21 protein-coding genes are annotated in these 22,004 nt (G+C 63.6%); 17 read left to right on the forward strand and 4 right to left on the reverse strand.

Annotated features, from left to right (window positions below; genetic code table 11):
• The first annotated feature begins 2 nt into the window (after positions 1 to 2).
• The 3 genes from V1292_RS24530 (at position 3) to V1292_RS24540 (ending at position 4,738) form a co-directional block, all read left to right on the forward strand.
• Positions 3 to 3,131, forward strand: a complete 3,129-nt coding sequence (locus tag V1292_RS24530; RefSeq protein ID WP_334375205.1) for an efflux RND transporter permease subunit — start codon at positions 3 to 5, stop codon at positions 3,129 to 3,131.
• The gene (locus tag V1292_RS24535; RefSeq protein ID WP_334375206.1) at positions 3,128 to 3,982 is read left to right on the forward strand and encodes an amidohydrolase family protein; all 855 of its coding nucleotides are present in this window, start codon (positions 3,128 to 3,130) and stop codon (positions 3,980 to 3,982) included. Before V1292_RS24530 ends, V1292_RS24535 begins: the two co-directional genes overlap by 4 nt.
• A 279-nt stretch (positions 3,983 to 4,261) precedes the next feature.
• Positions 4,262 to 4,738, forward strand: a complete 477-nt coding sequence (locus V1292_RS24540; protein WP_334375207.1) for a hypothetical protein — start codon at positions 4,262 to 4,264, stop codon at positions 4,736 to 4,738.
• Between the two features lie 131 nt (positions 4,739 to 4,869).
• Here V1292_RS24540 and V1292_RS24545 read toward each other — a convergent pair whose 3' ends face one another.
• A complete protein-coding gene (locus V1292_RS24545) occupies positions 4,870 to 5,838 on the reverse strand; it encodes a tripartite tricarboxylate transporter substrate binding protein BugD (protein ID WP_334375208.1) in 969 nt (322 codons plus the stop codon).
• A gap of 88 nt (positions 5,839 to 5,926) precedes the next feature.
• The gene (locus V1292_RS24550; protein WP_334375209.1) at positions 5,927 to 7,000 is read right to left on the reverse strand and encodes a tartrate dehydrogenase; all 1,074 of its coding nucleotides are present in this window, start codon (positions 6,998 to 7,000) and stop codon (positions 5,927 to 5,929) included.
• 104 nt (positions 7,001 to 7,104) lie between these two features.
• Here V1292_RS24550 and V1292_RS24555 point away from each other — a divergent pair, with 104 nt between their 5' ends.
• Positions 7,105 to 8,010, forward strand: a complete 906-nt coding sequence (locus V1292_RS24555) for a LysR family transcriptional regulator (protein WP_334375210.1) — start codon at positions 7,105 to 7,107, stop codon at positions 8,008 to 8,010.
• Positions 8,011 to 8,152: 142 nt separating this feature from the next.
• Here V1292_RS24555 and erpA read toward each other — a convergent pair whose 3' ends face one another.
• Entirely contained in the window at positions 8,153 to 8,482 is a 330-nt protein-coding gene (gene erpA / locus V1292_RS24560; protein ID WP_057843108.1) for an iron-sulfur cluster insertion protein ErpA, read from the reverse strand.
• A gap of 104 nt (positions 8,483 to 8,586) precedes the next feature.
• On the opposite strand from erpA, the gene V1292_RS24565 reads away from it, so the two are divergent.
• The 12 genes from V1292_RS24565 to surE all read left to right on the forward strand — a co-directional run bounded on the left by V1292_RS24565 (position 8,587) and on the right by surE (position 20,573).
• Positions 8,587 to 9,795 (forward strand): deoxyguanosinetriphosphate triphosphohydrolase, encoded by a 1,209-nt coding sequence (locus tag V1292_RS24565; RefSeq protein ID WP_334375212.1) that lies wholly within the window; start codon positions 8,587 to 8,589, stop codon positions 9,793 to 9,795.
• Between the two features lie 9 nt (positions 9,796 to 9,804).
• Entirely contained in the window at positions 9,805 to 11,598 is a 1,794-nt protein-coding gene (argS, locus tag V1292_RS24570) for an arginine--tRNA ligase (RefSeq protein ID WP_334375213.1), read from the forward strand.
• Between the two features lie 119 nt (positions 11,599 to 11,717).
• Positions 11,718 to 13,217 carry an SPOR domain-containing protein gene (locus V1292_RS24575; protein WP_334375214.1) on the forward strand — a complete coding sequence of 500 codons (1,500 nt, stop codon included), beginning with the start codon at positions 11,718 to 11,720 and terminating at the stop codon, positions 13,215 to 13,217.
• Between the two features lie 47 nt (positions 13,218 to 13,264).
• The gene (gene nagZ / locus V1292_RS24580; RefSeq protein WP_334375215.1) at positions 13,265 to 14,287 is read left to right on the forward strand and encodes a beta-N-acetylhexosaminidase; all 1,023 of its coding nucleotides are present in this window, start codon (positions 13,265 to 13,267) and stop codon (positions 14,285 to 14,287) included.
• On the forward strand, positions 14,284 to 15,111 hold the full coding sequence (locus V1292_RS24585) for a segregation and condensation protein A (protein ID WP_334375216.1): 828 nt from the start codon (positions 14,284 to 14,286) through the stop codon (positions 15,109 to 15,111). Before nagZ ends, V1292_RS24585 begins: the two co-directional genes overlap by 4 nt.
• A gap of 18 nt (positions 15,112 to 15,129) precedes the next feature.
• The gene (scpB, locus tag V1292_RS24590; RefSeq protein WP_334375217.1) at positions 15,130 to 15,861 is read left to right on the forward strand and encodes an SMC-Scp complex subunit ScpB; all 732 of its coding nucleotides are present in this window, start codon (positions 15,130 to 15,132) and stop codon (positions 15,859 to 15,861) included.
• Positions 15,862 to 16,029: 168 nt separating this feature from the next.
• Positions 16,030 to 16,269 carry a twin-arginine translocase TatA/TatE family subunit gene (locus V1292_RS24595; RefSeq protein ID WP_028345916.1) on the forward strand — a complete coding sequence of 80 codons (240 nt, stop codon included), beginning with the start codon at positions 16,030 to 16,032 and terminating at the stop codon, positions 16,267 to 16,269.
• 121 nt (positions 16,270 to 16,390) lie between these two features.
• A complete protein-coding gene (tatB, locus tag V1292_RS24600; protein WP_028345917.1) occupies positions 16,391 to 16,906 on the forward strand; it encodes a Sec-independent protein translocase protein TatB in 516 nt (171 codons plus the stop codon).
• On the forward strand, positions 16,903 to 17,724 hold the full coding sequence (tatC, locus tag V1292_RS24605; protein ID WP_334375218.1) for a twin-arginine translocase subunit TatC: 822 nt from the start codon (positions 16,903 to 16,905) through the stop codon (positions 17,722 to 17,724). Before tatB ends, tatC begins: the two co-directional genes overlap by 4 nt.
• Positions 17,725 to 17,936: 212 nt before the next feature.
• Positions 17,937 to 19,280: a serine--tRNA ligase gene (gene serS, locus V1292_RS24610; RefSeq protein ID WP_334375219.1), complete on the forward strand. Its 1,344-nt coding sequence runs from the start codon at positions 17,937 to 17,939 to the stop codon at positions 19,278 to 19,280.
• Between the two features lie 12 nt (positions 19,281 to 19,292).
• Complete coding sequence (locus tag V1292_RS24615) at positions 19,293 to 19,709, forward strand: hypothetical protein (protein ID WP_334375220.1); 417 nt, start codon at positions 19,293 to 19,295, stop codon at positions 19,707 to 19,709.
• Between the two features lie 96 nt (positions 19,710 to 19,805).
• Positions 19,806 to 20,573 carry a 5'/3'-nucleotidase SurE gene (gene surE / locus V1292_RS24620; protein WP_334375221.1) on the forward strand — a complete coding sequence of 256 codons (768 nt, stop codon included), beginning with the start codon at positions 19,806 to 19,808 and terminating at the stop codon, positions 20,571 to 20,573.
• Between the two features lie 139 nt (positions 20,574 to 20,712).
• Here surE and V1292_RS24625 read toward each other — a convergent pair whose 3' ends face one another.
• On the reverse strand, positions 20,713 to 21,090 hold the full coding sequence (locus V1292_RS24625; protein ID WP_082637436.1) for a response regulator: 378 nt from the start codon (positions 21,088 to 21,090) through the stop codon (positions 20,713 to 20,715).
• Between the two features lie 258 nt (positions 21,091 to 21,348).
• Here V1292_RS24625 and V1292_RS24630 point away from each other — a divergent pair, with 258 nt between their 5' ends.
• Positions 21,349 to 21,993: a protein-L-isoaspartate(D-aspartate) O-methyltransferase gene (locus tag V1292_RS24630; protein WP_334375222.1), complete on the forward strand. Its 645-nt coding sequence runs from the start codon at positions 21,349 to 21,351 to the stop codon at positions 21,991 to 21,993.
• Positions 21,994 to 22,004: the final 11 nt, after the last annotated feature.

The raw sequence follows: 22,004 nt of genomic DNA on the forward strand, positions 1-22,004 counted from the left end.
CGATGACCTTGTCCGAACTCTGCATCCGCCGGCCGGTCATGACGACGCTGATCACGGCGTCGATCATCGCGTTCGGGATCTTCGGCTTTCGCCTGTTGCCGGTCTCGGCGCTGCCGCGGGTCGATTTCCCGACCATCGCCGTGACCGCAACCCTGCCGGGCGCGAGCGCGGACACCATGGCGTCCTCCGTTGCGGGCGTCATCGAGCGCCAGCTCTCGACGATCGCCGGCATCTCGTCGATGTCGTCGAACTCGTCGCAGGGCACCAGCACCATCACCATCCAGTTCGACCTCAACCGCAACATTGATGCCGCCGCGCTGGACGTGCAGACCGCGCTGACCATCGCGCAGCGCCGGTTGCCGCGTGAGATGATCATCCCGCCGAGTTTCCGCAAAGTGAATCCGGCCGATTTCCCGGTGCTGTTCGTGGTGCTCGGGTCGTCGACGCTGCCGCTGTCGGCGGTCAACGAGTACGGCGAGATCACCATCGGCCAAACCCTGTCGCAGATACCCGGCGTCGCCCAGGTCAGCGTCTACGGCGCGCAGAAATTCGCCATTCGCGTCCAGGCCGACCCGGAAGCCGCCGCTGCGCGCGGGCTGTCGCTCGAGGACATTCGCAATGCGGTTTCGGCCGCCAATTCCTCGACCCCGGTCGGCACGCTGAATGGACCGAAGCAGGACGTGGCGCTGCAGGCCTCGGGCCAGATGGATAAGGCGATGGACTATCGCCAGATCGTGGTGGCCTGGCGCAACGGCTCCCCGGTCAAGCTCGACGAGGTGGCGCGGATCTACGACAGCGTCGAGAACGAGCGGATCGCGAGCTGGCTGAACGGCGACCGTTCCATTGTGCTCGGCATCCAGAAGCAGCCGGACGCCAACACGGTGGCGGTGGTCGATTCCATCCTGGCCAAACTGCCGGTGCTGCGGGCGCAGATCCCGCCATCGGTCTCGATCAACGTGCTGATGGACCGCTCGGTCTCGATCCGCCAGGCGGTGGCCGACGTCGAGGAAACGCTTTTGATCGCGATCGGGCTGGTGATCCTGGTGATCTTCCTGTTCCTGCGCTCGGCGTCCGCGACCTTCATTCCGGCGCTGGCGGTGCCGATTTCGCTGTTCGGCACCTGCGCGGTGATGTACGCGCTCGACTACTCCATCAACAACATGACGCTCTTGGCGCTGACGCTCTCGGTCGGTTTCGTGGTCGACGACGCCATCGTCATGCTGGAAAACATCGTCCGCCACATCGAGCACGGCATGCGGCCGTTCGAGGCGGCGCTGAAGGGCGCCCGCGAGATCGGCTTTACCATCATTTCGATCACCTTTTCGCTGATCGCGGTGTTCATTCCGGTGCTCCTGATGGGTGGCATCGTCGGCCGCGTATTCCGCGAATTTGCGGTGACGGTATCGGTCGCGATCATCGTGTCCGGATTCGTCTCGCTGACACTGACGCCGATGCTATGCGCGCGCGTGCTGCGGGCGCATGACGCGACCAAGCGGCCGAACATCGTGCTCCGCATCTTCGAGAGGATGTTCGAATCCTGGCTGCGCGCCTATGAATGGACGCTCGATTGGGTGCTGGCCCGCAAATTCCTGATGCTGATGGTGACGCTGGCGACGCTGGGCGGCACCGTCTACCTCTACATGATCGTGCCGAAGGGCTTCTTCCCGCAGGAGGACACTGGCTTCCTGATCGGCGTGACCGAAGCCGCCACCGATACTTCCTTCGATGCGATGAAGGAGCGGCAGCAGGCGCTGGTGGACGTGCTGAAATCTGATCCGGCGATCGACTACATCAACTCCACCGTCGGCTCGGGCGGCCCCAATCCGACGGCGAATTATGGACGCCTGTTCATCGCCCTGAAGCCGAAAAAGGAGCGCGACAACCTCAACACGATCATCGGGCGGCTGCGAGCCAATGCGCGGCAGGTTCCGGGCATGCAGGCGTTCTTCCAGCCGATCCAGAACCTCAACATCGGCGGCCGGATTTCGAAGAGCCAGTATCAATACGTAATGCAGAGCGGCGACACCGACTCGCTGTACCGGCTGGCGCCGGAGATGCGCGAGAAGATCGAGAAGCTGCCCGGCCTGCTCGACGTCACCACCGACCTCTACATCAAGAACCCGCAGATGACGGTCGATATCGACCGCGAAAAGGCGGCCGTCTACGGCGTCACCGTCGACCAGGTACGCAATCAGCTCTACAACGCCTATGGCTCGCGCCAAATCGGCACCATCTACATGCCGTCGAACGACTACCAAATCATCCTGGAGGTGCAGCCGCAGTTCCGCGTCGATCCGTCCGATCTCTCCAAGCTCTACATGAAGACCCAGAACAACCAGACCATCCCGCTGTCGGCGGTGGCAAAACTGGTTCCGACCGTCGGTCCGCTGCAGATCAACCACCAGGCGCAGCAGCCGGCGGTGACGATCTCCTTCAACCTCGCGCCGGGCTATTCGCTAGGCTACGCGGTCGACGAGATCACCAAGCTGGAGCAGGCTTCGAATCTTCCGGCGACGATCGCTACCGGATTCTCCGGCACCGCGCAGGTGTTCCAGGATTCGCTGCGCGGGCAGGGCGTCCTGATCCTCGCCGCCGTGTTCGCCGCCTTCGTCATCCTCGGCATTCTCTACGAGAGCTTCATCCATCCGATCACCATCATCTCCGGCCTACCGTCGGCCGGTATCGGCGCGATCCTGACCCTGATGATGTTCGGGATGGAAATGTCCGTGATTGCGATGATCGGCATCGTGATGCTGGTCGGCATCGTCAAGAAGAACGCCATCATGATGGTCGACTTCGCCCTGGAGCGTCGCCGCGTGGGCTTAAGCGCCGAGCACGCGATCCGGGAAGCGGCGCTGTTGCGTTTCCGTCCGATTATGATGACGACGTTCGCCGCGATCTTCGGCACGCTGCCGATCGCGCTCGGTGCAGGTGCAGGCGCCGAGTTGCGGCAGCCGCTCGGCATCGCCGTGGTCGGCGGTCTCTGCCTGTCGCAACTGCTGACGCTCTACATCACGCCGGTCGTCTACATCTATCTCGACCGCATTGACCGTCGCCTGCGGCGCAAGCTCGAACCGCAACTGCAGGAAGCGGGCGAGGGCGAGCGGCCGCACGTGGTCGCCGCCGAATGACGACGTTAGTGCGGGCATCGCGACTCATCGCCTTGCTGATCGCGCTCGCATGGATGGCGGGCACGATCGATCGCGCCAACGCCGACGAGCCGATCGAAATCTTCGACGCCCATCTGCACTACAATTGGGAGCCAAAGCCTCATTTTGGCGTCGACGAGGTGCTGGCGCTGTTTAAAAAACACCGCGTCACCGGCATCCTCGCGACCAGCCGTCCGAACACCGGCACGCATGCGCTCATGGATGCCAAGCCGCAGGGCCTTTGGATCGTGCCGTTCATCCGGCCCTATCGGGTGCGCGCCGACATTCAGACCTGGTTCGGCGACCCCTTCATCTTCGATCTCGTGCAGGACGAGTTCAAACGCGGCTACTACCGCGGCATCGGCGAATTCCACATCTCGGGCAAGGCGGCCGATACCGATTGGGTGAAGAAGACCGTCGATTTCGCGGTCGAGCACGACCTCTATCTGCACGCCCATGCTGATGACGTGGCCGTCGAAATCCTGATGCGCCACAATCCGCGCGCCCGCATCCTCTGGGCCCATACCGGTTTTGGGCTTTCGACCGACCGCGTCGCGGAGATGCTGTCGAAATATCCAAAATTGTGGGGCGAACTGTCCTATCGCAGCGGCATCGTTGGCGGCGGCGGAAAACTGACGGACGAATGGCGCGCCCTGTTCGAGCGCTATCCTGATCGATTCCTGCTAGGCTCCGACACCTGGATCAATCAGCGCTGGGAAAGCTACGGCGAGATCATCGCGGAGTACCGTGCCTGGCTTGCGCAGCTACCGCCAAAGGTCGCAGCGCAGATTGCCCATGGCAATGCGCGGGCACTGTTCGGCGGCGAGCGGTGAGGGACGTCTAAATCCGCAAACTCGCAGGCTGCAGCCAAAAAGGTTCGCATCCGGCGATGTCGTCGAAGCGAAATTCCGAGGTCTGACGGCCGACGGGCGCGGCGGTTCCTACTGTGAAGGCGGATTTCATCGTCGAAAAGCGCTGAACCTTTCTTCCCTCGCTAAGACCCATAGTTGTGTCCGAGCCTGCATGCTGGACAATCCCGGGGAACGTCAGCCGCTGGCGAGGCACGGCAAGCATTCCACATCTCAGTTCCAGCAAAACGCAAGGAGGAGCACATGCGCAACTCTCTCGCCGTTTTCCTTTCTGGCGTGGCTCTGGCCATTGCGGCGTCGACCGCTCAAGCCGGAGAGCAGGTACTCGAATTCAAGCTCGTCACCAAGCCGATCGACTACAAAATAACAGAGGCAGCAAACATCGAAGGCCAGACGATCGCGTCCGGCAAACTGTTCGGCGTCGCGGTCTTCAAGGACGGCCGCATGGGCGTGAAAGAGTTCGTCAATTCCGCAGACTTGCTCAAGGGCACGGGAACCTTCTACGGCTACAGCACCTACACGTTCGAGGAGGGCTCGATCACGGCGCGTTACACCGGCGCGGTCAAAGACGGCCGGTCAAGCGGCGAATATACGATCCTCTCGGGCACGGGTGCCTATGCAAACGCTACGGGCACGGGCACCATCGAAAGCGCGCCGAACCCGTTCAAGGGCGTCAACCTCTTGAACATAAAGCTGGTCGTCAGAACGCCCGGTACGTAAGAGGTCTTACACACAGACGCGCCTCCGCCACTCTCGTGCCGTGAGGCGCGGCTTTGCTCATGCGCCGCAGTTCACGCTGCGCAACGCCACGCTGTTCGGCGGCGAGCGCTGAAGCTTTTTCAGGCGCTTTCTCAATCCGCGTATTGATTGGCGGCGCGGATAATCGGCGCCCAGCGATCGACCTCGCTGACCAACTTTGCCTTCAGCGCTTCCGGCGTCGCTTCACTTTGCGGGACAGGTTCCGTGTTGATGTCGTTGAAGCGCTTCACCAAATCGGGATCGCGCAGCGCCTCCTGCAGCGTCTTGGACAGTTTTTGAACGATCTCGTCGGGCGTGCCCTTCGGCGCGTAGATGCCGTGCCAGGCGCCGACTTCGAAGCCCTTCAACCCGGCCTCATCCGCGCTCGGAAGATCGGGCATCGACGCCAGCCGTGTCTTCGTCGTGATGGCGTAGGCCTTGACCAGCTTCGACGCTATCGGGCTCGTGGTGTTGGTGGTCTGGTCGCAGGAGAGGTCGATCTGCTTGGCGATCAGGTCGTTCATGACGGGCGCATTGCCCTTGTAGGGCACCGTCAGGATCTGCTTGCCGACCGCCGTCATGAACAGCATGCCGCAGAGGTGCGACGCGGCGCCTAAGCCCGCATTGCCAAAGGTCATCTTGTCGCCGTTGGCCTTGATGTAGGTAACGAGTTCGGCGAGCGTGTTCGGCGGCAGATCGGGGCGCCCGATGATCGTCATCGGCGCATTGGTGACGAGGCCGATCGGCGCGAACGCCGTCTTGGTGTCGTAAGGCAGCTTGCGATACAGCGTGGCGGCGGTGGAGATGCCGATATGGTGGATCAGGAGGGTGTAGCCGTCCGGATCCGCGCGTGAGGCGCGCGTGGCCGCGATGGTGCCGCCGGCTCCCGTGGCGTTTTCGATGACGATGGTCTGGCCAAGCAGTTTTGACATCGACTGCGCCGTCACCCGCGCGACGGTGTCGGTGGCGCCGCCGGCGGCGAAAGGCACCAGCAAAGTGATGGGTCGGCTCGGATAGTTCTGTGCGAAGGCCGCAGAGCTGACGATGGCGAACGCCAGCGCGATGACGGCTGTCTTCTTCATTTGCATTTGCGCCTCCCTGAATTCTTGTTCTGATTTATCTCGCGGGCTTTTTTCCTCGCGACCGGACCGTCACGCCAGTGACGGACCGTCACACGTTGGAGCTATGGATCGCCTCCACAACAGCCGCGGTGACATCCTTGGTCGTCGCTGTGCCGCCGACATCGGGCGTCGTGATGCCGGCGCCAGTGACCTTCTCCACGGCGCGCATCAGCCGTGCCGAGGCTTCGGCCTCGCCGAGATGATCGAGCATCTGCGATGCCGTCCAGAAACTCGCGACCGGGTTGGCGATGCCCTTGCCGGTGATGTCGAACGCCGAGCCATGGATCGGTTCGAACATCGAGGGAAAGCGCCGCTCCGGATCGATGTTCGCCGTCGGCGCCACACCGAGGCTGCCGGCGAGCGCGCCGGCGAGATCGGACAGGATATCGGCGTGAAGGTTGGTGGCGACGATGGTGTCGAGGCTCTGCGGCTTCAGCGTCATCCGCACCGTCATCGCATCGACCAGCATCTTGTCCCAGGTGACGTCGGGAAACTCTTTCGAGACCTGCTCGGCGATCTCGTCCCACATCACCATGCCATGCCGCTGCGCATTCGATTTTGTCACCACCGTGAGCAGCTTGCGAGGCCGCGACTGCGCCAGCTTGAATGCGTAGCGCATGATGCGCTGGACCCCGACCCGGGTGAACACAGCCACTTCAGTGCCGACTTCCTCCGGCAGGCCGCGATGCACCCGTCCGCCGCAGCCGGCATATTCGCCTTCGGAGTTTTCGCGCACGATCACCCAGTCGAGGTCACCCACCTCGGCATGGCGAAGCGGCGAGGTGATGCCGGGCAGGATCCGGGTCGGCCGGACATTGGCGTATTGGTCAAAGCCCTGGCAGATCGGCAGGCGCAGGCCCCACAGCGTGATGTGATCGGGCACGTCGGGCGCGCCGACCGCGCCGAAATAGATCGCGTCGAATTTTTTCAGCGTGGCGAGGCCGTCGGCGGGCATCATCACGCCGTGCTTGCGGTAATAGGCCGAGCCCCAATCGAATGTTTCGACGTTGAATTTCACATCGCCGAGCCGCCTCGCGAGGTTTTCGAGCGCAGTGACGCCAGCGGCGATGACTTCCGGACCGATCCCGTCGGCCGGAATGGCGGCGATTGAATATTCACGCATCGAAATCTCCGTAGTTCGTAGACTGCAGCTTGCGGCTTGGGCAAAGGTCAGGCAATTGCCTCGCGTTTATACAAAAAATTGATATAATGCGAGGCGGAGGGCCGATGGATCTGCATCACTTGCGTTGCTTCGTGGCTGCCGCCGAGGAACTGCATTTTGGCCGGGCAGCGCAGCGGCTCGACATGCTGCCGTCGGCGCTCGGCCGTTTCATCCGGTTGCTTGAAGAGGATCTCGGCACCCGGTTGATGACGCGCACGACGCGGAGCGTCGCGCTGACCGACGATGGCGCGGTGCTGCTCAAGGACGCGCGTGCCTTGTTGGCGCAGGCCGATGCGCTCGCCGGCAAGTTCCGTACGCGCGGCCGCAAGCGCGCGGCGATCATTCGCGTCGGCGCCATCGACAGTGCCGCTGCGGGGCTGTTGCCAAAACTGCTTCATGACTTCCGGCAGCGCCGGCCCGACGTCAGCGTGCAACTGGTCGAGGACAAGACGGTCCGCCTGCTGCCGCGCCTGTTGTCCGGCCGGCTCGATCTTGCCTTGGTGCGCCCGCCGGAGCGGCCCGACAAGCGGCTGGAGTTTGCCTTCCTGCTGCACGAGACCGCCGTCGTTGCGGTCGCCGACCGGCATCCGCTGGCGTCGCGCAAGCGCGTGACCATCGCCGATCTCGAAAACGAACCGTTGATCGTACCCGAACGCCGCTCGCGTCCGCACAGCCACGATCTCACCATGAAACTGTTCGCCGAAGCGGGGTTTGAGGCGCGCGTCGCCCAGATCGCCGACGAGAAGCAGACCATCGTCAACCTGGTCTCCACTGGTCTCGGCCTCGCCATCGTCCCGCGCTGGACATCGCGCATGGCGACGCGCGGCGTCCGCTTCATCCGCCTTGCCGCCTCCGACATGAACAAGCTGCCGCTTGCCGCCGCCTGGACCCGCGGCACGCGTGATCCGGTCAGGGACGACGTTCTGGAAATGCTGAAAGCCGATTTGCCGCGCTACGCGCGCGAGGCGTAGCCGCTCCCGTCATCGTCCGCGAAGGCGGACGATCCAGTATTCCAGAGGCCGGAGTGATTGAACCGATAAGCCGCGGCGTACTAGATACCCCGCCTTCGCGGGGTATGACGGTTAACGTGATGAGACGCCTTCGCGTCTCTTCTCAAACCGAAAAGCTGGTCCCGCAGCCGCACGATGCCGTGGCATTCGGGTTGACCACACGGAACGACGCGCCGATCAGGTCGTCGACGAAATCGACTTCGGAGCCGGCGAGGAACGGCACCGAGGCCGGATCGACCAGCACCACCGCGCCCTCGCGCGCGATCACCAGGTCGTCCTCGGCCTTGGCGCGGTCGACGTCGAACTTGTACTGGAAGCCGGAGCAACCGCCGCCCTCGACGGAAATGCGCAGCATGGCGCCATCGCCTTCGCTCTTGAGGATTTCGCCGATGCGGCGGGCGGCCCGCTCGCTGACGGTGATGGCAGTGGTCATGGCATGGTCTCCGGCCGCGTCATACCCAATTCATTTGGTATGGTGCGTCAGACATAGTTAAGTGCGCAATCTCGCGGAATCAAATGGATAAGGACTAAAAAACCGTGTCGGTCGGAATGGCTGCCCCCCGCGCGCTTTATGGCTGCGACCCTGACCGGAGCCGCGGGCGGCTGTTTTCGGAGCCGCCGAGCCGTACCCGCAGCCCGTTCCGGCGCGATTGCGACCGGGTGATCCATTCCACCGCGTTCCGGCGGCTGAAGCACAAGACACAAGTTTTCGTGTTCCACGAGGGGGACCACTACCGCACCCGGTTGACCCATTCGCTGGAGGTGGCGCAGATCGCCCGCGCGCTGGCCCGCCAGCTCGGCCTCGACGAGGATCTCACCGAAACGCTGGCGCTGGCCCATGACCTCGGCCATCCCCCGTTCGGCCATGCCGGCGAGCGGGCACTCGACAAATGCCTCAAGGATCACGGCGGCTTCGACCACAACGCGCAGGCGCTGCGGGTCGTGACCTCGTTGGAGCATCGCTATCCCGAGTTCGACGGGCTGAACCTGACCTGGGAGTCGCTGGAGGGCATCGTCAAGCACAACGGCCCGCTGACCGAGCGGGACGGGGCCCCCGCCGGGCCTTACCGCGACGGCGGCATTGCAGTCGGCATCTCCGATTTCAATCAAAAATTCGATCTGGAGCTGTGGAGCTACGCCTCGCTGGAGGCGCAGGCCGCAGCGTTTGCCGACGACATAGCCTATGATGCCCACGACATCGACGACGGCCTGCGCGCCGGCCTGTTTGCCGTCGACGACCTCAAGGTGATGCCGCTCACCGAAGCGATCATCGCCGAAATCGACCGACACTATCCCAATCTTGACGACGCCAGGCGCGGCGCGGAACTGGTACGCGAATTGATTTCCTACATGATCGTGGCGGTCATGTCGGAGGCGGGCAGGCGCTTGACAGAAGCGAAACCGCAATCGGCTTATGACGTCCGCCACCATCACCAGTCGCTGATCGCCTTTCCGCCTGACGTCGCCGAGGAGGAGGCCGCCATCAAGGCGTTCCTGAAGCAGCACATGTATCGCCACCACCGGGTGATGCGGGTGATGGGCGAGGCGGAAGGCATCCTGTTCGACCTGTTCGCACGCTACCAGAATTCGCCGGGGGACCTGCCGGCCGAATGGGTGGAGGGTACCGAGCGCGTAACGGACGGCGAACGGGCGCGCCGAATTGGCAATTTCATCGCCGGGATGACCGACCGCTACGCCCTGATGGAGCACCAACGGCTTTTTGACTCGACCCCGGATTTGCGTTAGGCGGCGGCCATGTCCGATCAGCCAGCCACACAACATCTGTTCGCCGACGCGCTGGCCCGCGTGCAGGCGATCTGCGCCGCGCTCGCAGTCGAGGGCCAATGGCCCGCCGGCACCGATTTCTCCCGCGTCGTGGTCGAACCGCCGCGCGATGCGAGCCATGGCGACATGGCGACCAACGCCGCGATGGTGCTGGCCAAGGACGCCAAGGCAAAGCCGCGCGAACTCGCCGACAAGATCGCGGAAAAATTGCGCGCCGACGATCTGGTTGCCGCCGTCGAGGTCGCCGGGCCCGGCTTCATCAATCTCACCTTGAAGCCGCAAGTCTGGGCCGACGAATTGCGCACCGTGCTGCGCGAGGGCGCATCCTACGGCAAAAGCGCAGTCGGCGCGGGCGCCAAGGTCAATGTCGAATATGTCTCCGCCAACCCGACCGGGCCGATGCATGTCGGCCATTGCCGCGGCGCGGTGTTCGGCGACGCGCTGTGCGGCTTGCTGGATTTTGCGGGCTATGACGTCACGCGCGAATATTACATCAATGACGCCGGCGCGCAGGTCGACGTGCTCGCGCGCTCGGCATACCTGCGCTATCTGGAAGCACTTGGCGAAATCATCGGCGAAATCCCGGAAGGGCTCTATCCTGGCGACTATCTCGTGCCGGTCGGGCAGGCGCTCGCAGCCGAGCACGGAGACAAGCTGAAGGCGATGGCTGAAGCAGCCTGGCTGCCGATCGTGCGCGCCAAGGCCATCGCCATGATGATGGACATGATCAAGGGCGATCTCGCTGCGCTCAACATCAAGCATGACGTGTTCTTCTCGGAGCGGTCGCTGATCGAGACCGGCAACAACAGGGTCACCGAGACCATCGACTTCCTGCGCGCCAAGGGCGACATCTACGAAGGGCGGCTACCGCCGCCGAAGGGTAAGCCGGTCGAGGATTACGAGGACCGGATCCAGACGCTGTTCCGCGCCACCGCCTATGGCGACGACGTCGATCGTCCGCTGATCAAGTCGGATGGCTCTTACACCTACTTCGCTTCCGACATCGCCTATCACAAGAACAAGGTCGATCGCGGCTTCCTCGACATGATCGACGTGTTCGGCGCCGACCATGGCGGCTACATCAAGCGCATGCAGGCGGCGGTGAAGGGCGTCAGCGACGGCAAGGCCGCGCTCGACGTCAAGGTGGTGCAGCTCGTTCGCCTGCTGCGTGCCGGCGAGCCGGTGCGGATGTCGAAACGCTCCGGCGATTTCGTCACGCTGCGCGAAGTGGTCGACGAGGTCGGCTCCGATGCGGTGCGCTTCATGATGCTGTTCCGCAAGAACGACGCCGTGCTCGATTTCGACCTCGCCAAAGTGCTCGAGCAATCGAAGGACAATCCGGTCTTCTACGTCCAATACGGGCACGCCCGCGGCCACTCAATTTTCAAGAATGCCCGCGAGGTAGTTCCAGACCTCCCCGAGGATGACGCGGCCCGGACGGCCTATTTGGGGGATTCCCCGGTGGGCCTGCTGACCGATCCGGCCGAATTGGACCTTTTGAAGCGGCTGGCGCTCTATCCCCGGATAATCGAGGCGGCGGCGGTCGCACATGAACCGCACCGAATCGCTTTTTATCTATATGATTTGGCCAGTGAATTTCATGCGTTGTGGACGAAGGGGCGGGATTTGCCCTATTTACGCTTCATTATAACTAATGATGCAGAGATCACGAGGGCGCGACTGGCTATGGTCCAGGGCGTCGTCTCGGTTCTGGCATCGGGCTTAGCCGTTCTCGGCGTCCACGCTCCGACCGAGATGCGGTAGGCAGGGGCGAAGGCCCTTCACGAATGGGGGTTCGTGAGGGTATCTGGCAGGGGCCACGCTCGTCATGGTTTGTTTGACATGGCGGGTTGGCGCTGTCCCGTAGGGGATGCATCATCACGATGGCTGATCGATATCAGGACCGACATTTTCCCTCCGCCGACCAAGATCGCGGCGAGAGCGATCCGCTTGCCGAACTCGCAAGGCTGATCGGACAGAACGACCCGTACGGGGCTGCCGCCAAACCGGCACCGCGTCCGCTGCAGTCGCGGGCGAATGTGCGCCCACAGCAGTATGATCCACCGGAAGATCTCGATGCGCCTCCGGCCCCGCCGGCATGGATGCAGCGCGCGCGCCAAGAAACGCGGCAGGAAACGCGACAGGAAACCCCGCCGCCACCACTTCCATCGCCTTTGCCGCAGGATCAGGCTTACGACGACGAGCCGGACTACCAGCCGGCGCCGGTGCATCCCTTGCACCGCTACGCGGCCCAACATCAGGCGCCCGCGCAGGACTCGCAGGACTATTACGAGGCTCCGCAGCAAGATGCCGACGAGCCGCAGCAGGACCCGTCGCGCTACGACGAAGCGCTGTATGGACGGCTCGAAAATGGCGAGCACGACTATCAGCGCGATCCGGCCTATCCGGACGATCCCTATGCGTACCAGGGCGAATACGAGGAGGAGGAGCCCGCGCCGAAGAAGCGCTCGAGCGGCCTGATGACGGTCGCTGCGGTGCTGGCGTTGGCTGTGGTCGGGACGGGCGCTGCCTTTGCCTATCGCACTTACATCGGTTCGCCCCGCTCGGGCGAGCCGCCGATCATCAGGGCCGACAACAGCCCGACCAAGGTAATGCCGGCACCGTCCGACGTGGGCGCCGCCAAGGCCCCAGACCGCATGCTGCCGGGCGACGGCGGCGAGAAGCTGGTGTCGCGCGAAGAGACGCCGGTCGACGTCAATGCAAGGTCCGGCGCGCCGCGCGTGGTGTTTCCGCCGCTGAATCCGAATAGCAATCCGCCGCCGGTCGCGAGCGTTTCGCCGTCCGGCCCGCCGCCCCAGACGGGCGTGAACGGTACGATGCCGAACAACGAGCCGCGCAGGATCAGGACGCTCGCCGTCAAGGGCGACCCCGCCGACAATGGCGGCATTCCGGCTGGTGCCAGCGCGCCGCCACCGAGGCCAACACCGACGACCCGCAGCGCTGCGGCCTCGCCGCCGGCTCCTGCTGGCCAGCCGCCGGCGCGTAACCCCGCGTCGGCGAACGCCAGCGCCAACACGCCGATGTCGATCGCGCCGCAGGGTGGGGCTGATCCGGCGGCGCCACCGACCAGGATGGCGGCAACCAATCCGACACAGCCGGCTGCCCCGGCCGGCGGTGGTTACCTCGTCCAGGTCTCCTCGCAGAAGAACGAGGCCGACGCGCAGGCCTCCTACCGGGCACTGCAGAGCAAGTTCCCGAGCGTGCTGGGACCGCACTCGTCGTTGGTGAAACGCGTCGATCTCGGCGAAAAGGGCGTCTATTACCGCGCGTTCGCCGGCCCGTTCGGCTCGTCCGAAGAGGCAGCACAGGTCTGCAGCAGCCTGAAATCTGCCGGCGGACAGTGCTTCGTCCAAAGGAATTAACGGCGGTTTCCTTGACCGCGGGGCCATGAGGGGCCTAATCGGCCCCCATGACAAGCCGCGCATTCATCACGGGCGTATCGGGACTGGAGCTGAGCGCCGCGGAGCGCGAATTCATCCGTGGCGAGCGGCCATGGGGTCTCATCCTGTTCAAACGCAACGTCGAGACGCCGGATCAAGTATCTGCGCTTGTTGATGAATTCCGGAATCTTGTAGGCGAGGCGGATGCGCCGGTCCTGATCGATCAGGAAGGCGGGCGGGTGGCCAGGCTCGGGCCGCCGCATTGGCCGGTCTATCCGCCCGGCGCCACCTTCGGTGCGCTCTACGACATCGAGCCGGTGCTGGGCCTGCAGGCCGCGCGCTTGAGCTCGCGCCTGATCGCGGTCGACCTGATAGACCTCGGCATCACCGTCGACTGCCTGCCGCTGGCGGACGTGCCGGTGGCCGGCGCTGACGCCGTGATCGGCAACCGCGCCTATGGAACCGAGCCGGGCAAGGTCGCAGCGATTGCCCGGGCCGTCACCGGGGGGCTGGAGCAGGGCGGCGTGCTGCCCGTACTGAAGCATATTCCCGGCCATGGCCGGGCAAATGCGGATAGCCATTTCCGGCTCCCGACTGTTGATACAGCGCGGGAAGAGCTGGAACGGACCGATTTCGCCGCCTTTCAACCGCTGGCGGACCTGCCTATGGCCATGACCGCGCATGTTGTGTTTAGCGCGTTAGACCCCGTCCAACCGGCGACGACTTCTGCGACAATCATCCGGCAGGTGATTCGCGGCGTAATTGGGTTCCAGGGTTTGTTGATGAGTGATGACGTGTCGATGAATGCGTTGGCGGGATCGATCTCGGATCGGACCCGCGCCATCGTCAAAGCCGGCTGCGACATGGTCCTGCATTGCAACGGCAAGCTCGACGAGATGCGGGATGTGGCGCGCGAGACGCCGGAACTGGCGGGCGAGGCCTTGAGCCGCGCCACACGGGCGCTGGCCTCGCGAAAACAGCCTGAGCCGTTCGACCGGCAGGCGGCGCGGGCTGAACTTGAAGCGTTGATGGATCGGGTAGGAACGGCATGACGGCTGAGATTCTATCGTTTGAAACCGGACGGCCCGCCGAAATCACCGAGGGCGAGCCGGCGCTGGTCGTCGACGTCGAGGGCTATGAGGGCCCGCTCGACCTGCTGCTCACGCTGGCGCGACAGCAGAAGGTCGATCTCGCCAAGATTTCGATCCTGGCGCTGGCGGACCAGTATCTGACCTTCATCGAGGCGGCGCGAAAGATCCGCCTCGAACTCGCCGCCGATTACCTCGTGATGGCCGCCTGGCTGGCGTTCCTGAAGTCGCGGCTATTGCTGCCCGAACCGGCCACGCCCGACGGGCCGAGCGCCGAGGAAATGGCGACAGCGCTGGCCAACCGGCTGCGCCGGCTCGAAGCCATCCGCGAAGCCGCCAACCGGTTGATGAACCGGCCGCAGTTCCAGCGCGATATTTTTCCGCGCGGCAATCCGGAAACGATCGCCGAAATCAAGCATCCCAAATTCACGGCGACGCTGTTCGACCTGCTGACCGCCTATGCCACGCAGCGCCAGCAGCGCGTGCTGGCGACGGTGCATTTGGCCAAGCGCACGGTGTGGTCGCTGGCCGAAGCGCGCGCCTCACTGGAGCGGCTGGTCGGCATGGCCGAGTCCGAGGAGTGGAACTGTCTCGACGATTACCTGCTCAACTACGTGGTTGATCCCTCGCAGCGGGCGACGGTGTTCGCCTCGAGCTTTGCCGCGGCACTCGAACTGGTGCGCGAAGGCGAGATGGAATTGAACCAGAAAGAGGCGTTCGCGCCGCTCTATTTTCGTAAGCGTCCGCCGCAGGCCGCAATGCCTGCACCGGATATGACGGTCGAGTAAGTGGAAGGAGACCTAGCCATGGCAAGCCTGGCGGAAAAACGCATGGAAGATGCCGAGGATCATCCCATCGACCAACATACCGATCAGGCCGCGCGGCCCGAGGAATTGCGGCTGCTCGAAGCGTTGCTGTTTGCCTCCGCGGAGCCGATCGACCAGGCGACACTTGCCAAGCGCATGCCCGACGGCGTCGACGTCAAGGCAGCGCTGGCGCAGTTGCAGGCGGAGTATGCGCCGCGCGGCGTCAATCTGGTGCGCGTCGCCAACAAATGGACATTCCGCACTGCGGGCGATCTGTCGTGGCTGATGACGCGCGAAAGCACAGAGACGCGGCGGCTGTCGCGGGCGGCGATCGAGGTGCTCGCGATCATTGCCTATCACCAGCCCGTGACGCGCGCCGAGATCGAGGAGATCCGCGGCGTGATCACGTCAAAGGGAACGCTGGATGTGCTGCTCGAAACCGGCTGGATTCGGCCCCGCGGCCGCCGCAAGACGCCGGGGCGACCGCTCACGTTCGGCACAACGGAAGCGTTCCTTTCGCAGTTCAGCCTGGAGGCGCTGAGCGACCTGCCCGGCCTGGAAGAGCTGAAGGGTACGGGGCTCCTGGATTCGCGGCTGCCTTCTGGCTTCAGCGTTCCGACGCCGTCGGATGACGTGGCGCTGCGCGAGGACGAGGATCCGCTGGACGCTGGCGACAACCTGGAACTGCTGCTGGCGCCGGCCGCCGAGCCTGAAGGCGGCAGCGAAAGCTAGTTCCGATGGCTCCGCCGATTATCCACTCAGGCGGGGTTAATAATAGCCATAATACGTAGCCGCGACAGCGATTTGCCGCGGCAGGGGTCCTTGTTTTTGACACCCCGCGGGCCTACCTTCCGCGAAAGCTTGGCCGGAAGCCGGCCGTCTCTTTTGGAGGGTTGCAGGATGGGTTCGCTTAGCATTTGGCACTGGATCGTCGTGATCGCAGTGGTCCTGCTGTTGTTCGGCCGCGGCAAGATTTCTGACCTGATGGGCGATGTCGCAAATGGCATCAAGGCCTTCAAGAAGGGCATGCAGGACGATGAGAAGGCGCCCGAAAAGCCCGCCGAACCGGTGAAGACCATCGATCACAATGCGACGCCGGCGCCGACAGCGCGGACGGATGTCGGCAGCAAGGCTGTCTGAACCAACCAGACATCTTGAACCAGGCACCCGGGAAAGACGCCGGTTGAGAAAAGACGCGGGCGGCTCCAAATCTTTGCTAAAGGGATTGGGGCGCGGACGTCTCGCGTGAGCGGAAGAATTCATGTTCGACATCGGGTGGAGTGAATTGGTCGTCATCGCGGTCGTCGCGCTGATCGCCATCGGCCCGAAAGAGCTTCCCGGTGTGCTGCGCATGGTCGGGCAATGGATGGGCAAGGCGCGCAAGATGGCCGCCGAATTCCAGGGCCAGTTCCAGGAAGCCATGCGCGAGGCGGAAATGGCCGACCTCAAGAAGAGCTTTGACGAGGTCAAGGACGTGGCTACGGGCCTTTCGCCGGCCAACGTCATGACTTCGCTGCAAAAAGACGTCAACGACGCCCTGCAGATTGGGGATATCGACAAGCCTGCCGACAAGCCGGTGGATGCGCAAGTTGCCTCCGCGACCGGCGAGCCAGTCACGCCGACTACCCCAGCCCTGCCCACACCAGAAACCTTCGTCGAGGCCGAGGCGCATGTGGCGGCCTCCGAGCCGCTGGCGATCACGCGTGAAGTTCAGGCCGCGCCGCAGGATATCGCGCCGGCGGCGCCCGACATTCTCAAGGACGCCAAAGCGTCATGACCATCGAAGACATCGAGGCCAGCAAGGCGCCGTTGATGGACCATTTGATCGAGCTGCGCTCGCGGCTGATCAAGGCGCTGCTCGGCTTTGGCATTGCGTTCATCTTCTGCTTCTTCTTCGCCAAGCAGATCTACAACGTGCTGGTCTGGCCGTTCGTCTGGGTGGCGGGCGCCGAGAATTCGAAATTCATCTACACCGCGCTCTTGGAATATTTCCTCACGCAATTGAAGCTCGCGCTGTTCGGCGCCGCCTTCATCTCGTTCCCGATCGTGGCGACGCAGATTTATAAATTCGTGGCGCCCGGCCTCTACAAGCACGAGCGCGGCGCGTTCCTGCCGTACCTGATCGCAACTCCGTTCTTCTTCGTGCTCGGCTCGCTCCTGGTCTATTTCGTGGTGCTGCCGATGCTGGTGCGGTTCTCGCTCGGTATGCAGCAGATGGGCGGCGACGAGAGTGCGCAGATTCAGTTGCTGCCCAAGGTCGGCGAATATCTGTCGCTGATGATGTCATTGATCTTCGCCTTTGGCGTCGCGTTCCAGTTGCCGGTGATCCTGACGCTGCTGGGCCGGATCGGCATCGTCACCTCCCAGATGCTGCGCGAGAAGCGGCGCTATTTCATCGTGATCGCCTTCGTGATTGCGGCCGTGCTGACGCCGCCCGACGTCATCAGCCAGGCCTCGCTCGCGATTCCCTTGATGGCGCTTTACGAGGGCGCGATCGTCGCGGTCCGCATGGTGGAAAAGAAGGCCGCCGCCGCACGGGCCGCATCCGGCACGCCACCCGCCAGCCCGCCGCCAGAGGCTAATCCGGCCGAGTAGGGTTCTATCGTACTCCGCAATCGGCTGTCATTCCCCGCGAAAGCGGGGAATCCAGTACGCCGCGGCATCTCGATTCTATCGCTACTGCTCTGGAATACTGGATCACCCGCTTTCGCGGGTGATGACGGGTGTGGTACGGGGATGCGCAGCGGCAAACGTTCGATGGCGCCGTAGGCGTGCCATTGGACGCAGCGACCCAGGACCAGATACTCATGCACGACATCAAATCGATCCGCGACAACCCGCAAGCCTTTGACGCCGGACTGAAGCGCCGGGGGCTGGCGCCGTTGTCGGCCTCGCTGCTGGCGATCGACGAGAAGCGCCGGGCGGCGATCCTGGCGTCCGAGCAGGCGCAGGCGCGGCGCAATGCGGCTTCGAAGGAAATCGGTGAGGCGAAGAAGGCCAAGGATGACGCGCGCGCCAACAAGCTGATGGCCGAAGTCGCCGAGCTCAAGACCACGATGCCGGAGCTCGAGCTTGCTGCGAAGACGGCGGACGAGGAACTGGCGAAAGAACTCGCTGCGATTCCGAACCTGCCGCTCGACGACGTGCCCGAAGGCGCAGACGAGCATGGCAATGTGCAGCGCCATGTCTTCGGAAAAATCCGCAACTACCCCTTCACGCCGAAGCCGCATGACGATCTCGGCGGCGCGCTCGGCTACATGGATTTCGAGGCCGCGGCGAAGCTCTCCGGCGCGCGCTTCGTGGTGCTGAAGAAGGGCTTGGCGCGGCTGGAGCGCGCGATCGGGCAGTTCATGCTCGATCTGCACACCAACGAACACGGCTACACCGAAGTCAATCCGCCGCTCTTGGTGCGCAACGACGTGATGTTCGGCACTGGCCAATTGCCGAAATTTGAGGACGACCAGTTCTGGGCGATCAAGGGCGAATTGCTTGCGGCTCCCGACGAGCGATTGAAGACCGAACGTCTGGGTCTCATTCCGACCGCGGAAGTTTCGCTGACCAATCTCGTTCGCGAGTCCATTGTCGACGAGAAAGAGCTGCCGATGCGGCTGACCGCGCTGACGCCGTGCTTCCGCGCCGAAGCGGGCGCCGCCGGGCGCGATACCCGCGGCATGATCCGGCAGCATCAATTTACAAAAGTCGAACTGGTCTCGATCGCGACGCCCGAGACCAGCCGTGACGAGCACGAGCGCATGCTGTCCTGCGCCGAGGAAGTGCTGCGCCGGCTCGACCTGCATTACCGCGTGATGACGCTGTGCTCCGGTGACATGGGCTTCTCCGCGCAGAAGACCTACGACATCGAGGTCTGGATGCCAGGACAATCTTCAAGTCAGGGCGATGGCGGCGCCTTCAGGGAAATCTCGAGTTGCTCGGTCTGCGGCGATTTTCAGGCGCGGCGCATGGATGCGCGCTCCCGCGGGCCCGACGGCAAGCCGCGTTTCGTGCACACACTGAACGGATCCGGCACGGCGGTCGGTCGCGCGCTGATTGCAGTCATGGAAACCTATCAGCAGGAAGACGGCTCCATCGCGGTGCCTGCGGTGCTGCAGCCCTATATGGGCGGGCTCAAAACCATCGAGCGGGACAAATAGCGCAAGGCAAAAATGGCATTGCATCGCGACATCCTTTGGATCGGGAGGCAATGGGCTGTCACCGGCCACGGGATGCAATTGATCGACCAGCGGCTGATGGGCGCCTTCGATATCGAGGTGGCCCGCTTGTGGGACGGCGATCTGATCGAACGCATGCATGCCAAGGAGTGGCTCAACGTCGCCGATTTCAACAAGGGGCTGGCGGTTGCGCGGACGCGGCACAAGCAGCCGGAGGCGGGATCGGCGCCGGTAGCTGCGGCGCTTCCCGCGAGCGAGCCCGTCGCGGCACCTTCGCCCAAGCCGGCGGACGCGAGCCCGTCCTCTCTGCCCGTCGAATCGGCGCAAACTGCATCGCCAGACCTGCAGATGAAAATCGATGGCGGCGCCAGATTTGCCCGCCCCTGGCGTGTCTGGATGAAGAAAACATGAGGAAATCGGCCGGTTTGCCTCAGCCGTGATAGCCGGATAAGACGACGCCCAAGGGCAACAACCCGCCTCGACCTGAACCTGAAGGCATTTTGACGGATGCGAATTCTCTGCACCAACGACGACGGCATCCATGCGCCGGGTCTGAAGATCGTCGAGGAGATCGCCCGTGCGCTGTCCGACGATGTCTGGATCGTGGCGCCGGAGCTCGATCAGTCCGGCGTCTCGCATTCACTGTCGCTGAACGACCCCTTGCGCTTACGCGAAATCGGCCCGCGCCATTTCGCGGTGCGGGGCACGCCGACGGATTGCGTGATCATGGGCTCGCGCCACATCCTCGGCGAGAAGATGCCCGATCTCGTGCTGTCCGGCGTCAACAAGGGCCGCAACGTCGCCGAGGACGTCGTCTATTCCGGCACGATCGCGGGCGCGCTCGAGGGCACGATTCTGGGAATCCCGTCGTTTGCGCTGAGCCAGGAATTTTCCATCGAGACCCGTCACGCGCCATTGTGGGATACCGCGCTGAAATTCGGCCCCGGCATCCTGCGCAAGGTGATCGATGCCGGCGTGCCGAAAAATACCGTCATCAACGTCAACTTTCCCGCCTGCACGCCCGATCAGGTCAAGGGCGTCCGGGTGACGCGGCAGGGCAAACGCAACCTCGGCTTCCTGAAAATCGACAAGCGCCACGATGGCCGCGGCAATCCGTATTACTGGATCGGTTTCGAACGCGCCGCGACGATGGATACACCGGCCGATGGCACCGACCTCGCAGCGTTGGCAGCGCGCTACGTCTCGGTCACACCGCTGCGGCTGGATCGTACCGATGAAGCGTTCTCGGAAGAGCTGACGGCGACGTTGAAGTAGTCGTCCAGCGGCAAAACTCGTCGTACCCGCGAATGCGGGTATCCAGTATGCCGCGGCTTCTCGATTCTTTCACAGGTCTCTGGGATACTGGATCATCCGCTTTCGCGGATGATGACGGTTGGATGTGCGGATGGACGCCCTAAACCGGCGCGCTCTTCAACGTAGAGGCGATCACCTGGGCCAGCGTTTCCAGTTGGAATGGCTTCTGCAGCGCGGGGCGGTCGCGATATTCCTGCGGCAGGCCGGAGGAGCCGTAGCCGGTCGCAAAGATGAACGGACGGTTGCGCGCTGTTATCAGTTCAGCCACCGGCGTGATCACCTTGCCGTTGACGTTGACGTCGAGAATGGCGAGATCGAATTCGGTGGATTGCACCAGCTTGACCGCTTCACCGATTTCGCCGGCCTCGGCGGCTACGCTGTGGCCCAGCTCTTCCAGCATGTCAGCGACCATCATGCGGATCATGACCTCGTCTTCAACGAGGAAAACTGAACAGCCCGCCGGCCGTGTCGCTACCATGATGGATTCCTTGCCCTTCCGAGTGTCGAGGTTCGCAAAAAACGGACCCGGGTGCAATGTCGGTATGGGCGGGTAGGCGGTGTGTAAAGACTCTTCGCGAAGGATTCTCCCGGGCCCCTAACGTCGGGACGCGGTCCCAGTTCCGGACTAGGAACCACAATCTTAAGGAAAATCATTCCTTAAGTGCGCGGACGCTATATTACATCTCGGCGAGGCCGAAGCATTGGATTGGCGGCAGGCTCCCGCCACGAGACCGCTATGTCCCAAGAACCGCTCGAAAAGATGATGTTTCAGCTCACTCTGCGGCGGCGGGGGATCAGCGACCAGGCGGTGCTGCGGACCATGGAAGAGGTGCCCCGCGAGCATTTCGTGGCGGCTGGCGATCGCGGCCATGCCTATCGTGACAGCGCGCTCGGCATCGCCTGCGGGCAGACCATCAGCCAGCCCTTCGTGGTCGCCTACATGACCGAGCAGCTACAACTGCAGAAGCACCACAAGGTACTCGAGATCGGCACTGGCTCCGGCTACCAGGCCGCGGTGCTGTCGCGGCTATGCGCGCATGTCCTGACCATCGAGCGCTACCGGACGCTGGCGGACACTGCGCGCGACCGGCTCGAAGCGCTGGGCTATTTCAATATCGAAGTGATGTTGGGTGACGGCTTCCAGATTCCGACCGGCGCCGGCGACTTCGACCGCATCATCGTGACGGCTGCGATGGAGCAAATCCCCGAAAAGCTGCTGGAGCGGCTGCTGCCGGGCGGCATCCTGATCGCGCCGGTCGGGCCCCATCATGGCAGCCAGACGCTGGTCAGGGTGACCAGGACGGATAGCGGTTTTGAGCGCAAGGAATTGGTCGATGTCCGCTTCGTCCCGGCCCTGCCGGGAATTGCGCGCGAACTGTAGAATCCCGGATT

The organism is Bradyrhizobium sp. AZCC 1719, assembly GCF_036924525.1.
Lineage (GTDB): Bacteria > Pseudomonadota > Alphaproteobacteria > Rhizobiales > Xanthobacteraceae > Bradyrhizobium.